17 protein-coding genes and 1 riboswitch are annotated in these 21,041 nt (G+C 75.6%); of the genes, 11 read left to right on the top strand and 6 right to left on the bottom strand.

Annotation, left to right across the window (positions count from 1 at the left end; genetic code table 11):
* The 3 genes from ABQ292_RS17400 to ABQ292_RS17390 form a co-directional block, all read left to right on the top strand.
* A partial coding sequence (locus tag ABQ292_RS17400) for a LytR C-terminal domain-containing protein (RefSeq protein WP_369208677.1) occupies positions 1-1,042 on the top strand: 1,042 nt, incomplete at its 5' end.
* An 89-nt stretch (positions 1,043-1,131) separates the two neighbouring features.
* Positions 1,132-4,083 (top strand): alpha/beta fold hydrolase, encoded by a 2,952-nt coding sequence (locus tag ABQ292_RS17395; RefSeq protein WP_369208675.1) that lies wholly within the window; start codon positions 1,132-1,134, stop codon positions 4,081-4,083.
* Entirely contained in the window at positions 4,083-4,958 is an 876-nt protein-coding gene (locus tag ABQ292_RS17390) for an ABC transporter permease (RefSeq protein WP_369208673.1), read from the top strand. Before ABQ292_RS17395 ends, ABQ292_RS17390 begins: the two co-directional genes overlap by 1 nt.
* Here ABQ292_RS17390 and ABQ292_RS17385 read toward each other — a convergent pair.
* Entirely contained in the window at positions 4,955-5,776 is an 822-nt protein-coding gene (locus tag ABQ292_RS17385) for an HAD family hydrolase (RefSeq protein ID WP_369208671.1), read from the bottom strand. The genes ABQ292_RS17390 and ABQ292_RS17385 overlap by 4 nt on opposite strands.
* A 60-nt stretch (positions 5,777-5,836) precedes the next feature.
* Positions 5,837-5,959, top strand: a riboswitch (SAM riboswitch).
* A 12-nt stretch (positions 5,960-5,971) separates the two neighbouring features.
* Here ABQ292_RS17385 and thrC point away from each other — a divergent pair.
* From thrC to ABQ292_RS17365, 4 genes are all read left to right on the top strand, one after another.
* The gene (thrC, locus tag ABQ292_RS17380; RefSeq protein ID WP_369208669.1) at positions 5,972-7,273 is read left to right on the top strand and encodes a threonine synthase; all 1,302 of its coding nucleotides are present in this window, start codon (positions 5,972-5,974) and stop codon (positions 7,271-7,273) included.
* Positions 7,274-7,485: 212 nt separating this feature from the next.
* Complete coding sequence (locus ABQ292_RS17375) at positions 7,486-7,686, top strand: cold-shock protein (protein ID WP_091109274.1); 201 nt, start codon at positions 7,486-7,488, stop codon at positions 7,684-7,686.
* Positions 7,687-7,959: 273 nt separating this feature from the next.
* Complete coding sequence (gene groL / locus ABQ292_RS17370; protein WP_369208666.1) at positions 7,960-9,588, top strand: chaperonin GroEL; 1,629 nt, start codon at positions 7,960-7,962, stop codon at positions 9,586-9,588.
* Positions 9,589-9,836: 248 nt separating this feature from the next.
* Positions 9,837-10,673: a DUF72 domain-containing protein gene (locus ABQ292_RS17365; RefSeq protein WP_369208664.1), complete on the top strand. Its 837-nt coding sequence runs from the start codon at positions 9,837-9,839 to the stop codon at positions 10,671-10,673.
* Between the two features lie 7 nt (positions 10,674-10,680).
* Here the strand turns inward: ABQ292_RS17365 and ABQ292_RS17360 are convergent, their stop codons facing one another.
* Together ABQ292_RS17360 and ABQ292_RS17355 are read right to left on the bottom strand one after the other, a co-directional pair.
* Positions 10,681-11,463: a hypothetical protein gene (locus ABQ292_RS17360; protein WP_369208662.1), complete on the bottom strand. Its 783-nt coding sequence runs from the start codon at positions 11,461-11,463 to the stop codon at positions 10,681-10,683.
* A gap of 38 nt (positions 11,464-11,501) precedes the next feature.
* Positions 11,502-12,503: a Gfo/Idh/MocA family protein gene (locus ABQ292_RS17355; protein ID WP_369208660.1), complete on the bottom strand. Its 1,002-nt coding sequence runs from the start codon at positions 12,501-12,503 to the stop codon at positions 11,502-11,504.
* Between the two features lie 37 nt (positions 12,504-12,540).
* Here ABQ292_RS17355 and ABQ292_RS17350 point away from each other — a divergent pair, with 37 nt between their 5' ends.
* A complete protein-coding gene (locus ABQ292_RS17350) occupies positions 12,541-12,828 on the top strand; it encodes a DUF4031 domain-containing protein (RefSeq protein WP_369208658.1) in 288 nt (95 codons plus the stop codon).
* Here ABQ292_RS17350 and ABQ292_RS17345 read toward each other — a convergent pair.
* The 3 genes from ABQ292_RS17345 to ABQ292_RS17335 all read right to left on the bottom strand — a co-directional run bounded on the left by ABQ292_RS17345 (position 12,788) and on the right by ABQ292_RS17335 (position 16,294).
* Complete coding sequence (locus tag ABQ292_RS17345) at positions 12,788-13,417, bottom strand: HD domain-containing protein (protein WP_369208656.1); 630 nt, start codon at positions 13,415-13,417, stop codon at positions 12,788-12,790. The two genes, ABQ292_RS17350 and ABQ292_RS17345, sit on opposite strands and share 41 nt — an antisense overlap.
* The gene (locus ABQ292_RS17340; RefSeq protein WP_369208654.1) at positions 13,414-14,685 is read right to left on the bottom strand and encodes an ArgE/DapE family deacylase; all 1,272 of its coding nucleotides are present in this window, start codon (positions 14,683-14,685) and stop codon (positions 13,414-13,416) included. The genes ABQ292_RS17345 and ABQ292_RS17340 overlap by 4 nt, the downstream gene beginning before the upstream one ends.
* 211 nt (positions 14,686-14,896) lie before the next feature.
* Positions 14,897-16,294: a glucose-6-phosphate dehydrogenase gene (locus tag ABQ292_RS17335; protein ID WP_369208652.1), complete on the bottom strand. Its 1,398-nt coding sequence runs from the start codon at positions 16,292-16,294 to the stop codon at positions 14,897-14,899.
* Positions 16,295-16,395: 101 nt separating this feature from the next.
* On the opposite strand from ABQ292_RS17335, the gene ABQ292_RS17330 reads away from it, so the two are divergent.
* The 3 genes from ABQ292_RS17330 (at position 16,396) to ABQ292_RS17320 (ending at position 21,040) form a co-directional block, all read left to right on the top strand.
* Positions 16,396-17,691 (top strand): MFS transporter, encoded by a 1,296-nt coding sequence (locus ABQ292_RS17330; protein WP_369208650.1) that lies wholly within the window; start codon positions 16,396-16,398, stop codon positions 17,689-17,691.
* Positions 17,692-17,828: 137 nt separating this feature from the next.
* Positions 17,829-17,954: a hypothetical protein gene (locus ABQ292_RS17325; protein ID WP_369208648.1), complete on the top strand. Its 126-nt coding sequence runs from the start codon at positions 17,829-17,831 to the stop codon at positions 17,952-17,954.
* A gap of 152 nt (positions 17,955-18,106) precedes the next feature.
* Positions 18,107-21,040, top strand: coding sequence for an ATP-binding protein (locus tag ABQ292_RS17320; protein WP_369208646.1), 2,934 nt, complete (start codon positions 18,107-18,109; stop codon positions 21,038-21,040).
* Position 21,041: the final 1 nt, after the last annotated feature.

The following is a 21,041-nucleotide window of genomic DNA, read 5'->3' as shown; positions in this document are numbered from 1 at the left end:
CCGCAGGTCCGCCGGGAGCAGCCGGGCCCCCGCCGCCCCTGCCCCGTCCGCCACCCCGCCGTCCGCCACCCCGCCGTCGGGTGGCGGCTCGTCGACGTACCGCGACTGGACCCGCCCGTCCGGCCCGGGTGGCACCCCACCCGCGGCTCCGGCCACCGAGGCGATCCCCGACCGCGAGTCCGCGCGGGATCGCGCCGGGGCCCCGGCCCCCGCGCCGCTCACCGAGGCCATCCCCGACCGCGAGGTCGCGCGGGATCGCGCCGGGGCCCCGGCCCCCGCGCCGCTCACCGAGGCGATCCCCGACCGCGAGGTCGCCGACCGCCGCCGCGCGACGCGCGACCGCCGCGACGCGCCCGTCGCCGGGCCGCCGACCGGTCCCTCCACGGGCCCGTCCACCGGCGTGGTGGGCAGCCGGGCGGCGTCCCGGGCCGAGCGGCAGGCGATGGAGGTCGAGCGCCGCAAGGCCGCGCGCCGGGCCGGCGTCTCACCGTCGGCGCTGCGCGGGGACGACGAGGACGCCCGTCCGCGCCGGCGGCGCCCCGTCCTCGCCCTGCTCGCCGTCGTGGTGGTCGCGCTCGTGGTCCTCGGCGTCTACAGCTTCACCTCCCCGGCGGCCCAGGAGAGCGGGGCCACCGAGCCCGCGCCGACCACCGCGCCCGCGACCGTGGCGCCCCCCTCCGGCCCGCTGCCCCCGCTGTCGGTCGACCCGCTGCCGCCGGTCGAGCAGGCGCCCACGACGCCGGTGCGGGTGCCGGTGACCGTGCTCAACGCCACCGACGTCGGCGGGCTGGCCGGCGACGTCTCCGACGCCTTCGTCGCCCAGGGGTGGACCGCGGCCGGTGTCGGTGAGTACCAGGGCAGCGAGATCGCGACGACCACCGTCTTCTTCACCTCCGGGGACGAGACGCAGCGCCAGTCGGCCCTGCAGCTGATGGAGCTCTTCCCCGGCATCACCGTCGGGCCCACCGTGCGGTTCTTCGAGGTCCCCGGCGTGGCCGACCCGGGCCTGGTGGTCGTCGTCACGGGCGAGTGGCGGCCCTGACCCGAGCCCGCTCCGCACGTCCCGGCCTGCTGCGGAACACCCGTGCGACGCCGTCCGTTGGCCGCAGCGTGCGCCCCGTCCGCGGGCCCGTGCGTCCCCGCCCGCGCTCCGGCGCCCGCGCGGCCCTCGGCGTCCTCATCAGCCTGCTGCTCGCCGGCACGGTCCTCGTCTCGCTGCCCGCCACGGCCGCCGCGGCCGAGGACGTGTCCACGGAGGACGCGCGGGTGCCGTCGGGCTCCGGTGCCGACGCCGTCGAGCTCGACACCACCCTCCACCTGCCGGCGTCGGCCTCCGCGGACGCGCCCGCCCCGGCCGTCGTCCTGGCGCACGGCTTCGGCGGCAGCAAGCAGTCGGTGGCCGACGACGCCCGCGACCTGGCCGGCCGCGGCTACGTCGTCCTGACCTACTCCGCCCGCGGGTTCGGCGAGAGCACCGGGCAGATCGGCCTCGACGACCCCCGCTACGAGGTCGCCGACCTCTCCACGCTGATCGACCTGCTCGCCGACCGCGACGACGTCCTGCTCGACGGCGACGGCGACCCGCGGGTGGGCGTGGCCGGCGCCTCCTACGGCGGGGCGCTGTCCCTGCTCGGCGCCGCGTACGACGACCGGGTCGACGCCATCGCGCCGCAGATCACCTGGCACTCGCTGACCGCCGCGCTCTTCCCCTCGCAGACCGGCACGACCGACGCCGCCACGGTCGCGGCCACGCCGCAGGCCGCCGACGCCGGCGTCTACAAGCGGCTGTGGGCCGGGCTGTTCTTCGGCGTCGGCGCCGTCCCCACCGGCGGGCTGCTCGACGCGCTCGGCGGCGGGGGCGCCGCCGAGGCCGAGGACGGCGAGGACACCGGCGACGGCGCGAGCGCCTCCGGTGGGACCGGTCAGGGCGTCCCGTCCTTCGACCCCTCCTCCATCGACACGTCCGCCATCGACCCCGCCGCGGTCGAGCAGGCGCTCACCTGCGGCCGCTTCCGCGCCGACATCTGCGCCGCCTACCAGGACGCCGCGGCCACCGGCACCCTGACGCCGGAGGTCGCGGCCGTCCTCGAGCGCAGCAGCCCGGCCGCGGTGCTCGACCGGATCACCGCGCCGACCCTGCTCGTGCAGGGCACCGAGGACTCGTTGTTCGGCCTCGGCCAGGCCGACGCCAACGCCCGCGGGATCGCCGCCAACGGCACCCCGGTCAAGGTCGTCTGGTACGCCGGCGGCCACGACTCGCAGGCCTCGGAGCGCGAGACGGCCGACCTGCGCGAGCTGGTCGCCGGCTGGTTCGACTGGCACCTGCGCGACGAGGACGACCCCGCCCGCGGGGAGGACCCGGGCACCGGCTTCCAGTTCCCTGCGCCGACGGGCCTGGGCAGCGACCTGGGCTCGGTCCAGGGCGGCTCGCAGAGCGTCGTCGCCGGCGCCTACCCGGGCCTGGACGGCGGCGAGCCGGCCGAGCGGACGAGCCTGGCCCTCGACGGGTCGACGCAGCCGGTGGTCACCCCCGCCGGCGGCACCCCGGCCGCGATCACCACGGTCCCCGGGCTCGGGTCGCTGGCCTCGGCGCTCGGCGGCACCGCGGTGGAGATCCCCGGCCAGTTCGCCGCCTTCTCCAGCGAGCCGCTCACCGACGCCGTCGAGGTGGTCGGCGCGCCGACGGTCGACCTCGCGGTCGCCTCACCCAGTGGCAGCGCGACGCTGTTCGCCAAGCTCTACGACGTCGGCCCCGACGGCGCGCAGACGCTGCCCGGCGGCGTGGTCGCCCCCCTCGCGTTGAGCGGGCTGTCTGCCGACCCGACCGCGCCCACCGAGGTCACCGTGACGCTGCCGGGCATCGTGCACCGCTTCGAGGCCGGCCACACCATGCGCGTCGTCGTCTCCTCGACCGACCAGGCCTTCGCGCTGCCGGCCGAGGCGACCGTCTACTCCGTCGCCCTCGCCGGGGCGGGCAACGGCGGCAGCACGCTCGCCGTCCCCACCGTGCAGGGCCAGGCGCAGGCCGAGGGCGGCACCTCGCGCTGGTGGTGGCTGCTGGCCGCCGTCGTCGCGCTGGCGCTCCTCGGTGTGCTGGCCGGGTTCCTGTGGGGCCGCCGCCGCCGGCGGGTGACCAGCGCGGTCGAGCCCGACGGCGAGGACGTGCCGCTGCGCTTCGAGGGCGTGACCAAGGCCTACAAGGACGGCTTCGTCGCCGTCCGCGACCTCTCCTTCGAGGTCCGCCGCGGCCAGGTGCTCGGCCTGCTCGGTCCCAACGGCGCCGGCAAGACGACGTCGCTGCGCATGCTCATGGGCCTCATCCGCCCGAACGCGGGCCGGATCAGCGTCTTCGGCCACGCCGCCGGTCCGGGCGCCCCGGTGCTCTCGCGCCTGGGCTCCTTCGTCGAGGGCACCGGCCTGATGCCGCACATGTCCGGCCGCGACAACCTCACCCTCTACTGGGCCGCCACCGGCCGGCCGGCCGCGGACGCGCACATGGAGGAGGCGATCGAGGTCGCCGGCCTGGGTGCGGCCATCGACCGCCCGGTGCGCCGCTACAGCCAGGGCATGCGCCAGCGGGTGGCCATCGCGCAGGCGATGCTCGGCCTGCCCGACCTGCTGGTGCTCGACGAGCCGACCAACGGCCTGGACCCGCCGCAGATCCACGCCATGCGCGAGGTGCTGCGCTCCTACGCCGCGACCGGCCGCACGGTCATCGTCTCCAGCCACCTGCTCAGCGAGATCGAGCAGACCTGCACCCACGTGGTGGTCATGACCAAGGGGCAGAAGATCGCGCAGGGGACGGTCGAGGAGATCGTCGGCACCGGCGGTGCGGTGCTCGTGGGCCTGGCCACCGCCGGGGCATCCGCAGACGCCGAGGCCGACCGCGCGGCCGCCGTCCTCTCCGGGCTGCCCGGCGTCACCGTCGAGCACACCGACGAGGGCCTGGTCGCCGACCTCGGCCCGCAGACCTCGCGCGCGGCCGCGCTGCAGGCCCTCGTGGCCGCCGACGTCGCCGTCGACCAGTTCACGCCGCGGCGCCGGCTGGAGGACGCGTTCCTGGCCCTGGTGGGGGAGAACTGATGGCGAGCACCACCGAGCACGTCCAGCCCACCGGTGCGGTGGCCGGCTACCGGCCCGAGCGGACGCTGCGGCTGTCCGTCGAGCTGCGCCGGCAGTTCAAGCGGCGGCGCACCATCGGCGTCTTCGCGCTCATGGTCGCCCTCCCGCTGGTGCTCATCGCCGCCCTGCAGCTGGGTGCCAGCGAGGAGGCGCAGACCAACAGCCGGATCAACCTCGTCGACGTCGCCACGTCCAGCGGCCTGAACTTCACGCTGTTCGTGCTGTTCGCGACGACGGGCTTCTTCCTGGTCGTCGTCTACGCGCTGTTCTTCGGCGACACCGTGGCCAGCGAGGCGCAGTGGGGCTCGCTGCGCTACACGCTGGCCACCCCGGTCCCGCGGTCGCGGCTGCTGCGGCAGAAGTTCGCCGCCGCGCTGGTGATGTCGGTGGCCGCGCTGCTGACCCTCGCCCTGGTCGCGGTGGTGGCCGGGGGGATCGCGTTCGGCTTCGAGGAGATCCAGACGCCGATCGGGGTGACGCTGTCGCAGGGGGAGGGGATGCTGCGGCTGGCCGGGATGCTCGGCTACCTCGCCGTCCACCTGCTCGTCGTCGGCACGCTGGCGTTCTGGCTGTCCACGGTCACCGACGCGCCGCTGGCCGCCGTCGGCGGGGCGGTGTTCACCATGTTCGTGTTCGCGATCCTCGACCAGGTCGAGCAGCTCGGTGACATCCGCGACTGGTTCCCGACCGCGGAGGAGTTCGCCTGGACCGACCTGCTGCAGACGCCGGTCGACTCCTCGGACCTCTTCCGCGGGGTGGTGCAGGCGCTGGTCTACGCCGCCGTCTTCACCGCGCTGGCCTTCCGCCACTTCTCGAGGCGCGACGTCACGTCCTAGAGGGACGCGCGGATCGCCTGGGCCCAGCCCTCGCCCATCGCGGCCCCGGTGACCGTGACGTTGGGGACGGCGGCCAGCAGCGGCGCCATGCCGTCGACCTCGGCACCGTTGGCGGTGATGAACAAGCGCGCGACGGCGGGCGCCATCTCCAGGTCGCTGACGCTGTCGCCGACCGCGACGGCGTCGGCGGGGTCGAGTCCGCGGCGCTCGAGGTCCCAGGCGATCGCCGCACCCTTGGAGATGCCGCGCGGCATGAGGTGGTAGACCCGCGCCAGCTGGCCCTCCGGCGCCAGCTCCAGCCGGGCGGAGGCGGGGATGGCGCCGTTGTCCTTGAGCGTCAGCCACCCCACACCCCGCTCGGCCAGCCACGCGTCGACGGCGAGCGGGTCGACGTAGCCGCGCAGCAGCGCGTCGCCCTCGTGGGTGGTGTGCCAGGGCGCGTGCCACTCCAGCCGGCCGGGGTGCGCGGCGCAGAGGGCCTCGACGACGCCCAGCTCGGCCATGACGTCCATCGGCGTCCGACCGGCGTACCCGGCGGGCAGCTCGCCGGTGAGGTGGTGGCGCGCCCGGCCGCCCTTCCACGTGACCAGCGACCCCAGCTCGGCGATCGCGCCGTCGGCGGCGAAGATCCGCCCGGCCTCGGTCACCTGGTCGGCGGTGCGGCCGCTGACGATGACCAGCGGGACGCCGGCGTGGTGCAGCTCCAGCAGCGCGGTGGCCGGCTCGGCGGTGGGCTCGCCGCCGACGGTGTGCCAGAAGGACCCCCGCGGGCCGACCATCGTGCCGTCGAGGTCGGTGTAGACGATGCGCGCTGCCACGTCCTCAGCATGGCCGGGCCCGGGCGGGCCGCCGGGACCCGGGTAGAGTCGGCGGCGTTCCACTCATCCAGAGGGGCAGAGGGACACGGCCCGGTGAAGCCCCGGCAACCGCGCTGCGCGAGCGGCGAGAGGTGCCAATTCCGTCCCGCGCGGCTCGACGGCCCGCCGCGGGGAAGATGAGGAGGTAGTCGTCGCATGACCCTGACCGCTCCCGGTTCTCTGCAGGCCGACTCCAGCGCCGGCGGCCCGGTGCCCCCGAGCCCCGCCCGAGGCCTGGTCTGTCGCAACTGCGGCGCCACCTTCGGCCTCATCGCCGAGCACGCCTGCGCGCAGTGCTTCGGCCCGCTGGAGGTCGACTACGACCCCGAGCGCATGCGCGCGGTGACGCGGGAGCAGATCGAGGCCGGCCCGCAGAACATCTGGCGCTACGCCGCCCTGCTGCCGGTGGGCCAGGACCCGGCCGACCGTGTCTCGCTCGACCCGGGCATGACGCCGCTGGTGCGCGCCGACCGGCTGGCCGCCGAGCTCGGCGTCACCGGCGGGCTGTGGGTCAAGGACGACTCGGCCAACCCCACGCACTCCTTCAAGGACCGCGTGGTCAGCCTCGCGGCCACCGCTGCCAAGCGGCTGGGCTACGCCAAGATCGCCGCTGCCTCCACCGGCAACCTGGCCAACTCGGTGGCCGCGCACGCCGCCCGCGTCGGGCTGCCCTCCTACGTCTTCATCCCGGCCGACCTCGAGCCGGGCAAGGTCGTGCAGTCGGCGGTCTACGGCCAGACGCTGGTCGCCGTCGACGGCTCCTACGACGACGTCAACCGGCTGACCAGCGAGCTCGCCGAGACCGACGAGTTCGAGGACACCGCCTTCGTCAACCAGAACGTGCGGCCCTACTACGCCGAGGGCTCCAAGACGATGGGCTACGAGATCGCCGAGCAGCTGGGCTGGCGGATCCCGGCCCAGGTCGTCATCCCCATGGCGTCGGGCTCGCTGCTGACCAAGGTGGACAAGGCCTTCCGCGAGCTGGTCGCCGCCGGCATCGTCGAGGCCACCGAGTGGCGCGTGTTCGGCGCCCAGTCGGCCGGCTGCGACCCGATCGCCACCGCGTTCGACAACGGCTGGGACGTCGTCAAGCCGGTCAAGCCCACCGGCATCGCGAAGTCGCTGAACATCGGCAACCCCGCCGACGGCCCCTACGCCCTCGACGCCATCCGGCGCTCCGGCGGCGCGGTCGGCCGGGTGGGCGACGCCGAGATCGTGCAGGGCATCCGCGACCTCGCCCGCACCACCGGTGTCTTCGCCGAGACCGCGGGCGGGGTGACCGTCGCCGTCCTGCGTCAGCTGGTCGAGAGGGGCCTGCTCGACCCGGCGCAGGAGACCGTCGTCCTCAACACCGGTGAGGGCCTCAAGACCCTCGACCCCCTAGAGCCGGTCGTCGGCCCCACGCACCGGGTCGAGCCGTCGCTGCGGTCGGTGCGGGCGGCCGGGCTCATCCGGTAGGGGCGTAGGCTCCGCGTCGGCGCCGGTCCGGGCGGGTGACCACACCCCCCGATCGGGCCATGTCCGCTGCACCGGGTGACTCCCCAGGCGGCTCCCGCTGTTGTACGTTCTCGCGCGGTTGTCAGTTCCACGTTCGTGTCCGACGGGCGGAAGAGCTGTACCCGGCCCCCGGAACCCGGGGTCCGTCCGCACGCACGATCGTGGGAGCACACGTGGCACAGGGCACCGTGAAGTGGTTCAACGCCGAGAAGGGCTTCGGCTTCATCGCCGTCGACGGCGGCCAGGACGTCTTCGTCCACTACTCGGCCATCCAGATGGACGGGTACAAGAGCCTCGACGAGGGTCAGCGGGTCACCTTCGAGGTCGTGCAGGGCGAGAAGGGTCCCCAGGCCGACGCGGTGCGCACCGCCTGAGGCCGTCCGCTCGCAGCCGAGGCCCGGTCCCCAGCAGGGGACCGGGCCTCGGTCGTCCCGGGGCGGGAACGGTCCGCCGCCACCCCCCGTTCTTGCACTCGGCAGGGGCGAGTGCCAGACTCTCGATTGGCACTCGACAGTGCCGAGTGCCAATCAGGTCGGAACGGTGAGGCACTGGAGCGCGGGCCACGTGAGCGTCCGCGGCGCCGGTGTCGTCCGTCGCGGGCGCCGGTCCCGGCCGTGCAGCGATCCATGCATGGAGGACATCACCACATGGCCAAGATGATCGCCTTCGAGGAAGAGGCGCGCCGCGGCCTCGAGCGGGGCATGAACACCCTCGCCGACGCCGTCAAGGTGACGCTCGGCCCCAAGGGCCGCAACGTCGTCCTCGAGAAGAAGTGGGGCGCTCCCACCATCACCAACGACGGTGTGAGCATCGCCAAGGAGATCGAGCTCGAGGACCCCTGGGAGAAGATCGGCGCCGAGCTGGTCAAGGAGGTCGCGAAGAAGACCGACGACGTCGCGGGTGACGGCACCACCACCGCCACCGTGCTCGCCCAGGCGCTCGTCCGCGAGGGTCTGCGCAACGTCGCCGCCGGCGCCAACCCGATGGCCCTGAAGAAGGGCATCGAGAAGGCCGTCGCCTCGGTCACCGAGTACCTGCTCGCAACGGCCAAGGACGTCGAGACCAAGGAGCAGATCGCCGCCACCGCGTCGATCTCCGCCGCCGACACCGCCATCGGTGAGCTCATCGCCGAGGCGATGGACAAGGTCGGCAAGGAAGGCGTCATCACCGTCGAGGAGAGCAACACCTTCGGCCTCGAGCTCGAGCTCACCGAGGGCATGCGCTTCGACAAGGGCTACATCTCGCCCTACTTCGTCACCGACGCCGAGCGCATGGAGGCCGTCCTCGACGACCCGTACGTGCTCGTCGTCAACTCGAAGATCAGCTCGGTGAAGGACCTGCTCCCGCTGCTGGAGAAGGTCATGCAGTCGGGCAAGCCGCTGGCCATCATCGCCGAGGACGTCGAGGGCGAGGCCCTCGCGACCCTGGTCGTGAACAAGATCCGCGGCACCTTCAAGTCGGTCGCCGTCAAGGCCCCCGGCTTCGGTGACCGCCGCAAGGCCATGCTCGCCGACATCTCCATCCTCACCGGTGGTCAGGTCATCAGCGAGGAGGTCGGCCTCAAGCTGGACAACGCCGGCGTCGAGCTGCTGGGCCGCGCCCGCAAGGTCGTCGTCACCAAGGACGAGACGACGATCGTCGAGGGCGCCGGCGACAGCGACCAGATCGCCGGCCGGGTCAACCAGATCCGCGCCGAGATCGAGAAGTCGGACTCCGACTACGACCGCGAGAAGCTGCAGGAGCGCCTGGCCAAGCTGGCCGGTGGCGTCGCCGTCATCAAGGCCGGCGCCGCGACCGAGGTCGAGCTCAAGGAGCGCAAGCACCGCATCGAGGACGCGGTGCGCAACGCCAAGGCCGCCGTCGAGGAGGGCATCGTCGCCGGTGGTGGCGTCGCCCTGGCGCAGGCCACCGCCGTCGCGTTCGACAAGCTCGAGCTCGAGGGTGACGAGGCGACCGGTGCCAACATCGTGCGCGTCGCGCTCGAGGCGCCGCTGAAGCAGATCGCCATCAACGCCGGCCTCGAGGGCGGCGTCGTGGCGGAGAAGGTCCGCAACTCCGAGACCGGCTGGGGCCTCAACGCCGCCTCCGGCGAGTACGTGGACCTGGTCGCGGCCGGCATCATCGACCCGGCCAAGGTCACCCGCTCGGCGCTGCAGAACGCCGCCTCCATCGCGGCGCTCTTCCTCACCACCGAGGCCGTCATCGCCGACAAGCCGGAGAAGTCCGCCCCGGCCATGCCGGGCGGCGACGGCGGCATGGGCGGCATGGACTTCTGAGTCCCGCCCGCTCGTAGCACCACGCACTGCCCGGCAGGGGCGGTCCCGCACCGCGGGGCCGCCCCTGTCGGCGTCCTCGGGGCCCGCTCGCGGGACGAACACGCCCTGGTGTCCCGCTGGGTCGGCGCGAGAGGGCGCTGCGCGTGTGCTCGTCCGCGTGCTCGCTCGGGGACGTCCGCCCTCCGTCGCCGTCCCACCGCTGAGGGACCGGACGTGCACGCCGGGGGCGGGCCGGGTAGGCGGTGGGCGTGGCCGTGGTGATCGGGACGTCGGGGTGGCAGTACCGCGACTGGCGCGGCCGCTTCTACCCCCAGCGCCTGCCGCAGCGTCTGTGGCTCGAGCACCACGCGCAGCACTTCGCCACGGTGGAGAGCAACGCCGCGTTCTACCGGCTGCCCGAGCGCGACACCTTCGCCGCCTGGCGCGAGCGGACGCCGGCCGACTACCGCTGGGCGGTCAAGGCCAGCCGCTTCCTCACCCACGTCAAGCGGCTGCGCGAGCCGGAGGAGCCCGTGGCCCGGCTGGTGCAGCACGCCGAGGGCCTGGGCGAGCGCCTCGACGTCGTCCTGCTGCAGCTGCCGCCCACGCTCAAGGCCGACGCCGGTCTGCTCCGTGACTGCCTGGCCTGCTTCCCGCCCGGCGTCCGGGTGGCCGTGGAGCCGCGACACGCGACGTGGGAGACCGACGAGGTCCGGGACCTGCTGGAGCGCTACGGCGCGGCGCTGTGCTGGGCCGACCGCGCCGAGCGGCCGGTGACCCCGCTGTGGCGCACCACAGGCTGGGGGTACCTGCGGCTGCACACCGGCACCGAGGGCTGGGCGTACCGACCCGAGACCCTGGGGCTGTGGGCCGAGCGGCTGGCGGACACCTACGGGGACGGCGACGTCCGCGTGTACTTCAACAACGACCCCGGTGGCGCGGCCGTGACCGACTCGGTCGTCTTCGCCGACGCGGTCCGCCGTACCGGCCGGACGCCGACCCGCGTGCCGACTCCCGACCAGGCATCCGGCCGGGCCTGGGCGTCCCCGGAGACGCCGCAGGCCGGGACGCCGCTCGCCGGAGCGGGCCCCGGCCTGCCGGGATAGGGCGGGCTCAGTCGTCGTCGGAGTCGTCGTCGCCGGAGTGGCTGCGCTCGGCTGCCTCGCGGGCCTCCTCCTCGGCCTCGCGCTGCGCCTCGGCGGCCTCCTCGGCCGCCCGCTGTGCCTGCTCGCGGGCCTCCTCCTCGGCCTCGCGCTGCGCCTCGGCGGCCTCCTCGGCCGCCCGCTGTGCCTGCTCGCGGGCCTCCTCCTCGGCCTCGCGCTGCGCCTCGGCCGCTTCCGCGGCGGCCTCGGCGGCCTCCTCGGCGGCCTCGCGCCGGGCTTCGGCGGCCTCCTCGGCCGCGCGCGTGGCCGCGTCCTCGCGCCCGTGCTGGTGCTGGCCCCGGTCGGGGCCGTCCTCGGGGGAGTCGTCGGTGCCGGGGGCGTCGCCGGAGCCTTGGTCGGGGGTGCCGTCGTCGTCGGTGCTGCCGCCGGCGTCGGGGGAGTCCTCGGTGCCGGGGGCGTCGCCGGAGCCCTGGTCGGGGGTGCCGTCGTCGTCGGTGCTGCCGCCGGCGTCGGGGGAGTCGTCGGTGCCGGGGGCGTCGCCGGAGCCCTGGTCGGGGGTGCCGTCGTCGTCGGTCTCGGCGGCAGCGGCGTCGGCCGAGTCGGGCAGGTCGAACGGGGACACCACCTCGACCGCACCGGCGACGAGGTCCTGCACCGGCGTCGGGAGTGCACCCGCGGCGCCCGCGCCGGTCACGCCGGCCGCGGCGATGCCGAGCCCGGCCGCGGCCTGCGCGACGGTGGAGGCGGACGTGATCTTGGCGAGGGCGGCGGTGAGCCCCGTCAGCAGTGGCATGCCGGTGTCATCGACATCACACTGCTGAACTTGAAGCGTCACACAGCGAGCGCGTCAGGATCCTCCCGATGGGCGACGCCGAGCTGCTCGGCGGCCCGTCCCAGCACGTCCTGGACGGCGAGGGTGTCGGCCAGCGGCATGACGGCGCTCTCGGTGCGCCCGGCCTGCAGGCAGGCGGTGACCTCGGCCAGCTCGTGGGAGTAGCCGACGCCGTCGGGACGGCGGGTGATCGTCTCCGGCTCCGCGCCGGTGCGGTGCAGGACGATCGTCTCGGGGTGGTGGAAGCGGGGGAGGACGTCGATCCAGCCGCCGGTGCCGAAGACCCGCGCCTGCCCGGGCGTCGGGTAGCGCAGCGAGGTGGTCAGCGTGGCGGTGCGGCCGTCGTCCCACCCGAGCAGCAGCGCGGCCTCGGCGTCGACCCCGGTCGGGTAGGCCGAGCCGGCAGTGGTGACGGTGTCGGGCGCGCCGAGCAGCATCTGCGCGAACGAGACGACGTAGACGCCGAGGTCGAGCAGCGCCCCGCCGCCGAGCTCGAGGGCGAAGAGCCGGTCGGCGGGGTCGTAGGCGCGGTCGACGCCGAGGTCGGCCTGCACCGAGCGGACCTCGCCGATCGCGCCGTCGGCCACCATCTCGCGCAGCGCGACGACCGCGGGCTGGAAGCGCGTCCACATCGCCTCCATGACGAAGACGCCGCGCTCACGGGCCCGGTCGACCACCTCGGCGGCTCCCGCGGTGGTCGCGGTGAACGCCTTCTCCACCAGCAGCGCCTTGCCGGCGTCGATCGCGGCCAGCGCGACCGCGTGGTGCTGCGGGTGCGGGGTCGCGACGTAGAGGACGTCGACGTCGGGGTCGGCCAGGATCTCGGCGTAGGAGCCGTACGCGCGCTCCAGCCCGTGCCGCTCCGCGAAGGCCTCCGCACGGTCGGCCGAGCGCGAGGCCACGGCCACCGGCTTGGCACCCTCCACGTGCGCGAAGTCGCCCATCACGTTCTGCGCGATGCGCCCCGGCCCGACGACGCCCCAGCGGATCTCCCTGCTCACCCCGACGACGCTAGTCGGCGCCCGGCACACTGACCTCGTGGCGGTGCTCATCGACCCCCCGGTCTGGCCCTGGCGCGGCCGCCGGTGGTCGCACCTGGTCAGCGACGTCTCGCACGACGAGCTGCACGCCTTCGCCGCCGCCGAGCTCGGCATCCCGCGGCGGGTCTTCCAGGGCGACCACTACGACGTCCCCGAGGACCTCTACGACGTCGCCGTGGCCGCGGGCGCGCAGCCGGTGGGGGCCCGCGAGCTGCTCGCCCGGCTGGTGGGCGCGGGGCTGCGCGTCAAGAAGCGCGGGACCGCAGCAGGCCGAGCTCCGCGGTGAGGTTGGCCCGCGCCCGCGGCTCCCAGTCGGCGGCCACGGCCGGCAGCCGGTAGAGCGCAGGCAGCGCCAGGAGGTGCTCCAGGACGGCGATGCGCCCGGCGGTGAAGACCTCGTCGGACAGGTGCCCGAACTCCGCGCGCACCGCCGAGGCGTAGGCGGCGTAGGACTCCGGCGGCCCGGCCAGGACGGCGAGGTCGGCGTCGCACAGCACCGCGCCGTTCGCGTCGCCCGGCGCGGGGTCGTGCCCGGCGGTGAGCAGCACCAGCCGGACCACCTCGTCGAGGCGCGCGTCCGGCAGCAGGCCGCGCAGCCCGGCACGCGCCCGCTCGGCGCTGACCTGCTCGTTGTCGTCGCGGCGCGGGTCGTAGACCACGTCGTGGTACCAGGCGGCCAGCGCGACGGCGGCCGGGTCGTCGGCCGCGGCGGACAGCTGCCCGACCAGGCCCAGGACGGCGGCCAGGTGGTGCAGGTCGTGGTAGCGGCGGTGCGGTTCGCCCCACGCGGCGACGACGGCGGCCCACTCGGTGCGCGCGGTGGGGGAGTTGCCGGTCAGTGCAGCGAACCCGGCGTACCCGAGCAGCTCGCTCATGCCACGCCGCAACGGCGGAGGGCGAGCAGCGCCAGCGCCCGGGCGACGGCGGTCACCTCGGCCACCGGCACCCGCTCGGCCGGGCCGTGCGCCAGGTGGAGGTCGCCGGGCCCCAGGTGCAGCGTCGGGACGCCCGCGGCGGCGTAGAGGCGCAGGTCGGTGCCGGCGGCCACGGCCCGCTCGGGCGGCGGCGGACCGCCGGCGTCGACGACGGCGTCGCACACCTCGCCGAGCAGCGCCGAGCCCGGCGGGAGCTCACCGCTGGCGAAGGCACCGCCCGTCCAGGACACCTGCACCGGGTGCCCGGCCAGCCACGGGTGCCCGGCGCAGAAGGCCGCGACCCGCGCCTCGAACGCGGCGCGGGCCGCATCGACCGGCTCGCCGAGCCGCACACCGTAGCGGCCCTCGGCGACGAGCCGGTCGGGCACCGTCGACGCCCAGTCGCCCGCACGGACCGTGCCGATCGACAGCCCGAACGGGTGGCGCTCGCCGGCGAAGCGCGGGTCGGCGCTCCGCTGCCGCTCGGCCTCGAACGCGCGCAGGTCGGCGTGCACGTCGGCGAACAGCTCGACGGCGCTCACCCCGCGGTCGCGCATCGCGGCGTGCGCGGCGGCGCCGGTCACCTCCAGCCGGAAGGTCAGCGCCCCGGCCGCGGCGGTGACGACGGCGCCGTCGGTGGGCTCGGGGATGACGCAGGCGTCGCCGCGGTGGCCGCGGGCCAGCGCCGCCCACGCGCCGAGGCCGCCGTCCTCCTCGCCGACGACGCTGTGCACCGCCACCGGCCGGCGCAGCCGCACCCCTGCCGCCCGCACCGCGGCGAGCGCGGCCAGTGCGGAGACGAGGCCCCCCTTCATGTCGCAGGCGCCGCGGCCGTGCACGGCGCCGTCGGCCAGGCGCGGGGTGAACGGGTCGCCGGCCCACAGCGCCCGGTCGCCGGTCGGGACGACGTCGGAGTGCCCGCACAGCACCAGCGCCGGGTCGCCGTCCTCCCGGCCGGGCAGCGTGCCGACGACGCCCCACGCCTCCTCCCGCTCCACCTCCTGGCCGGGGGCGTCCGGGGCGGTGGCGGCCGCGGCCAGGTCGATCGCCCAGCGGTCGACGTCGCAGCCCAGCGCGTCGAGCTCACCGGCGACCAGGGACTGCACCTCGCTCTCCGCCGCCGTCCCGCCGATGGAGGGGACGGCCACCAGGCGGCACAGCAGGTCGACCGCGGCCGCCTCGTCGACGGCGTCCAGGACGGCGGCCTCGGTGCGGGTCAGGTCGGCCACGGCCGGAGTCTGGCACTCCCCGATCGGCGTGTGGGACGGCGGCGGGAGGGGTAGGTTCGGAACCGTCCGGGCCGGGCGACTTCTGTGTCCCCGGGTGCCAATTGGATACCGCCGTTGTGGACCACCGCCCCGACTCCGGTCGGGGGTCCGGAGCCGCATCGTGCTTCTCGCCGCGAGGCGACCAGAGCCCGGCCCGGACCCCATCCCCCCGTCAGCCGTCGGCCTGTCCCAGCGCCCAGCCGCACGGGTCGGCCAGCGCGCTCGCGGCTCCCGGCCCCCACGAGCCGGGGGCGTAGGGCTGCAGCTCCGGCGGGTCGTCGAGCACCGGCTGCACCGCCCGCCAGGCCTGTGCCAGCCCCGCGCTGGTGGTGAACAGCGACCGGTCGCCCACCAGCACGTCGTGGATGAGCGAGGCGTAGGCCGGCAGCGGCTCGCCGCCGGGGACGGACGCCAGGTCCAGCGAGGTGCCGGCGACCGCCAGCTCCAGGTCCGGACCGGGGCGCTTGGCCACCAGCCCGAGGTCGAGCGCGCCGGCGCCCGACAGTGACAGCGACACGGTGTTCCCGCCGCCGGGCAGGACGCCCACCGGCCCGTCGGGCCGCCGCATCACCAGGGTCACCTTCTGGTGCCCCTCGGCCATGCGCTTGCCGGTGCGCAGCAGGAACGGGACGCCGTGCCAGCGGTCGGTGTCGACCCACAGCCGCGCCGCGACGAAGGTGTCGGTGGTGCTGTCGTCGGCGACGTCGTCGAGGTCGCGGTAGCCCTCGAACTGGCCGAGGACGACGTCCTCGGGCGCGAGCGGCCGGAACGCGGCCAGCACCGCCTCGCGGGCCTCCTGGAGATCGGTCGGCGTCAGCGACGCCGGCGGCTCCATGGCCACCTCCGCGGCCACCTGGAACAGGTGGGTGACCAGCATGTCGAGCACGGCGCCGGTGGCGTCGTAGAACTCCGCGCGGTCGGCGACGTCGAGGGTCTCGGGGACGTCGACCTGCACCTGCGCCACGTGCTCGCGGCTCCACACCGAGGAGAACAGGCCGTTGGCGAACCGCAGGACGTGCAGGTCCTGGGTGCCCTCCTTGCCGAGGAAGTGGTCGATGCGGAAGACCTGCTCCTCGTCGAACACCGAGTGCACGAGCTCGTCGAGCTCGCGGAACCCGTCGGGGGAGGTGCCGTAGGGCTTCTCGTAGACGACGCGGGCGCCCGTCGCCAGTCCGTGCCGGTCCAGTGCCCGGGTGATGTCCCCGAACGCCTCGGGCGGGACGGCGAGGTAGAGCACGAGCTGGGCGTCGTCCCCGAGCTCCTCCCGGGCCCGGGCGACGACGTCGAGCAGCTGCCCCGGGTCCGCGGGCGTGTGGCCGCCGCCGGCGAAGCGCAGCCGGTCGGGCAGGCCGGCCGACGGCTCGCCGTCGCCGTGCTCGGCCAGCGCGTCGCGGACCAGCTGCCGGAAGTCGTCGTCGGACCGCTCGCCGCGACCGCTGCCGATCAGCCGCCAGTCCCGGGGCAGCAGCCCTCGGCGGTCGAGCCGGTCGAAGGCCGGCAGCACCATGCGCGCGGCCAGGTCACCGGTGGCGCCGAACAGGACGAAGACCGTCGGGGGCAGCTCGGGCACGGGAACTCCTCTCGTCGTCCCCCAGCCTTCTCGCCTCCCGGTGCCCTCGCGCGCCCATCTCGCCGTGCCGGACGTGTCCCTCGTCACTAGCGTGGCTCCACATGGCGCAGAGCGTTCGGCAGCAGGGGGCCGGGGAGCAGCACAAGCTGCCGGTCCGGACGCTGGTCTCGGCCAGCATCGGCAACGCCGTCGAGTGGTTCGACTGGACGGTCTACGCGACCTTCCTCGTCTACTTCTCCGGGCAGTTCTTCCCGTCGGAGAACGAGGCGCTGTCGCTGATCGGGACGACGTCGACCTACGCGCTGGCGTTCTTCTTCCGGCCCCTGGGCGGGGTGATCATCGGCCGCTTCGCCGACCTGCGCGGGCGCAAGGCCGGCATGCTGCTGACCATCCTGCTCATGGCCGGCGGGTCGCTGATGATCGCGCTCCTGCCCACCTACGCCGCCGTCGGCTGGCTGGCGCCGGCCCTGCTGCTGGTCGCCCGCATCGCCCAGGGGCTCAGCCTGGGCGGTGAGGTGTCGGGCGCCTCGGCGTACCTCGCCGAGATCGCCCCGCCGGAGCGCCGCGGCCGCTACTCGGCGTTCTTCTACATCTCCACCGGGTCGGCGCTGCTGCTGGCCTCGCTGCTCGGCGTGCTGCTCACCGCGGTGCTCGACCAGGCGCAGCTGGAGTCCTACGGCTGGCGCATCGCCTTCGCCGTCGGCGGCCTGCTGGGCTTCGTCGGCCTCTGGCTGCGGCGGTCGCTGGTCGAGAGCGAGAGCTTCGAGGAGAACGCCGAGAAGGCGCGGGCGACCACCAACCCGCTGCTGCGCACGATCCGCGAGTACCCGCGGTCGGTCCTGCAGCTGTGCGCCTTCACGCTGCTGTCGACGCTGAGCTACTACACCTTCTTCAGCGCCCTCACGCCGTTCGCCGTCAACTTCCGCGACGCCGACGGCAACGACGTCTTCATCGCGCTGTCGATCGGCACGGCCCTGTTCATCGCGCTCTGCTACCCCTACGGCGCGCTGTCGGACCGGATCGGCCGCAAGCCCGTGCTCCTGGCCTGGTCGGCGGCGACGGCGGTGCTCGTCGTCCCGCTGTCCTTCCTGGTCCGCGACAGCCTGCCGTCGCTGATCGTGGTCTTCTGCGTCGGGCTGGGTCTCTACGCGGCGATGGCCTCGCTCGCGCCGGCGATCATGAGCGAGCTGTTCCCGACCGAGCTGCGGGCCACCGGCATCGGTGCCTGGTACAACACGACGGTCGCGGTCTTCGGCGGCACGGCGCCGCTGGTGATCACCGCGCTGTCCAGCCGGGGCATGCCGACGGTCTTCTTCTGGTACGTCGCCGGTGCCGCGGTGGTCGCCTTCCTCGGCATCCTCACGCTGCCCGAGACGAAGGGCACCGACCTGCGCTGAGCGCCTCCTGAGGTCGTCTGAGGGGCCTCAGACGACGGCGGTGCGGGAGGAGTGCGCGGTCGCCCGATGCCCGGGCACCCGCCTCAGGCCGACCGTGGTCGTCGTCCACACGGGGACGACGACGCGAGGAGACGGTCGTGTACACCACCTACCCCAACCCCGGAGTCGAGGCGGAGCTGGCCTACCGGCGCGAGGTGCTGCAGGCCCTCGGGCGCGGCACCCGCACGCACCGCGGCCCGTGGCGGCTGCGGCGGTCCCGCTGAGGAAGGACCCCGTCCTCCCCACCCCTCGCAGGCTCGGGGCGGTGCCCCGGACGGGGCCGGGCGGGACCCTGCACGGGGGCCGTCCCAGCACGTCACCGGTCCCCGCGTCCGCGGGGGCCGCCCCGTCGGTGTCGCATGCCACGATCGGCGCCGTGCCGCGGTGGGACGAGCGACCCCTGGTGGGCCGGGCCGACGAGCTGGCCACCCTCCTCGCCGCCGTCGACCGTGCGCGGGCCGGCCGCGGGTCCGCCGTGCTCGTGGCGGGGGACGCCGGCGTCGGCAAGTCCCGGCTGCTCGACGAGCTGGCCGTCCGCGCCGCCGGCCGCGGACTGCGGGTGCTCACCGGCCACTGCGTCGACCTCGGCGAGGTCGGCCTGCCCTACCTGCCCTTCGTCGACCTGCTGCGTCCCGTCGCGGCCGATCTCGGCGACGGGGCGGCCGGGCTGTTCGCCGCCCGGGCTACGGCGGCACGCGAGCCCGACACCCCCGACCTCGGCAGCCCGATCCCGGCGCTGCGCCCCCCGGTCGACGACGGCCGGCTGCACCTGTTCGAGGCGGTCGCCGCCGCGCTGGCGGGGCTCGCGGCCCACGGGCCGCTGCTCGTGCTGCTCGAGGACCTGCACTGGGCCGACCGCTCCAGCCGCGACCTGCTGCGCTACCTGCTCGCCCGGCTGGCCGACGAGCCGGTCGCCGTCGTCGCCTCCTACCGTTCCGACGACCTGCACCGCCGCCACCCGCTGCGGCCGCTGCTGGCCGAGCTGGTGCGGCTGCCCGGGGTCGAGCGGCTCGACCTCGGCCCGCTGCCCGACACGGCGGTCGAGGAGCTCGTGCGCGGCCTGGCCGCCGGGGTGCCCGACCGCACGGTCGACGACGTGGTGGCGCGCGCCGAGGGCAACGCCTTCTACGCCGAGGAGCTGCTGGCCGCGGGCCTCGCCGGCGAGACGCTGCCGCTGGGCCTCACCGACGTGCTGCTCGCCCGGGTCGAGCAGCTGGGCCCGGCCGCGCAGCAGGTGCTGCGGGTGGCGGCGGTGGCCGGACGGCGGGTGCGGCACGAGCTGGTCGCCGCGGTCGGGGGTCTCGACGCCGCCGAGCTGGAGCGGGCGCTGGCCGAGGCGGTGCACTCCCACCTGCTGGTGGTCTCGCCCGACGGCGCCTACCGGTTCCGCCACGCACTCCTGCGCGAGGCGGTGCTGGCCGACCTGCTGCCCGGCGAGCGGGTGCGGCTGCACGCCGCCGTCGCCGCGCACCTGGCCGCCGTCCCGTCTGCCGGCACCGCCGCCGAGCGCGCCCACCACCTGCGGGAGAGCAACGACCTGGCCGGCGCGCTCGTCGCGTCGCTGGAGGCCGCCGACGAGGCCCGGCGGGTGGGCGCCCCGGCCGAGCAGCTGCAGCACCTGGAGACGGCGCTCGCGCTGTGGCCGGCGGTACCCGACGCCGCCGAGCGGGCCGGCCGCGGCCAGCCCGAGCTGCTGCTGGACACCGCGGCCGCAGCCCGCCGCGGCGGGGAGCTGCACCGGGCGGTGGCGCTGCTGCGCGCGGCGCAGGAGGTGCTGGGCCCCGACGGTGACCGCGAGCTGCGGGCGCGGGTGCACTACACGCTGGCCCAGGCGCTGGCCCGCATCGAGGACCAGGCCTCCGCGTTGCGCGAGACCACCGCGGCCATGGCGCTGGTGCCGGCGTCGCCGCCGTCGCCGGTGCGCACCTGGGCGGCGGCCACGCACGCCCGCGCCTGCTACGAGATGGGCCGCCGCGCGGAGGCCGAGGCGGCCGCCGAGGAGGCGCTGGCCGCCGCCGACGCGCTCGGACTGGACAGCGCGTGGGCCGACGTCGCCGTCTCGCTGGCCCGCTCGCGCGGTGGGGTGGAGCTGCGGACCCGGCTGGAGGAGGCGCTGACCCGCGCCCGGAGGTCCGGGGACCCCGACGTGGAGATGCGGGTGCTGTTCAACCTGGCGATCGTCGCCTACGAGGACGGCGCGTCGGAGGAGACGCTGCGCTGGAGCGACGCGGGGCTGGCGCGGGCGGGGGAGCTCGGCGTCGAGTGGTCGTTCTACGCCGCGGAGCTGCGGCACCTCGGCGTCCTGTCCCGGTACGTCCTCGGCGACTGGGACGGCAGCCTGGCGCTGGCCGACCGGCTGGCGCGGGTGCCGGAGATGGCCGCGCACGTGCGCGCCGCGGGGCTGCTGGTCCAGGTCGGCCGGGGGGACCCGGCGGCCGCGGCGCGGATCGCCTGGGCCCGCGGGCTGGTGGGCCGGCTGGGCGCGCACGCGCTGCTGCTGGTGTCCACGGCCGGCGCCGGGCTGGAGCTGGCCGCCTGGGCGCAGGAGCCGGCGGCCGCGCTGGCCGCCGCCCGCGCCGCGGACGCGCGGCTCGAGGAGCTGTGGGGCGGCGAGCGGATCGCCGTCGTCCGGCTGGTGGCGACCGCGCTGGCGCCGGTGGCCGACGCCGCGGCCGCTGCCCGGCTGACCGGCGACACCACCGCGGAGCGGGAGTGGACGGCGGCGGGGGAGGAGCTGGTCGTGCGGGCCCGCGCGGCGGTCGCGGACCACGAGCGGGAGGTCGGCGGGTACGGCGTCGAGGCCGCCGCGTGGATCGCCCGCCTCGACGCGGAGGCCACGCGGCTGGCCGGCGAGGCGGTGCCGGAGCTGTGGAGGGCGTCGGTCGAGGCGTTCGGTTACGGGCACGTCTACGAGCAGGCGCGCAGCCGGTGGCGGCTGGCCGAGGCGCTGGTGGCGGCGGGGGACCGGTCGGGCGCCGCCGGGCCGCTGCGGTCGGCCGCCGGCACCGCTCGCGCGCTGGGTGCGGCCCCGCTGCTGGCCGCGGTGACCGCGCTGGCCCGCCGGGCGCGGCTGGAGCTGCCGGGCGCCGGCCGTGTCGTGGAGACGGCGGCGGTGTTCACCCCGCGGGAGACCGAGGTGCTCGCGCTGCTGGCCCGCGGCCGCACCAACCGGCAGATCGGCTCGGAGCTCTACATCAGCGAGAAGACCGCCAGCGTGCACGTCAGCAACATCCTGGCCAAGCTCGGCGCCGGCAGCCGCACCGAGGCCGTCGCCGTCGCCGCGTCCCGGGGCCTTCTGCCCACCGGCTGAC

The organism is Geodermatophilus maliterrae, from assembly GCF_041018925.1.
Taxonomy (GTDB): domain Bacteria; phylum Actinomycetota; class Actinomycetes; order Mycobacteriales; family Geodermatophilaceae; genus Geodermatophilus; species Geodermatophilus maliterrae.
Note: the sequence above shows the minus strand (reverse complement) of the source record. Positions and strands in the feature narration are given on the sequence as shown.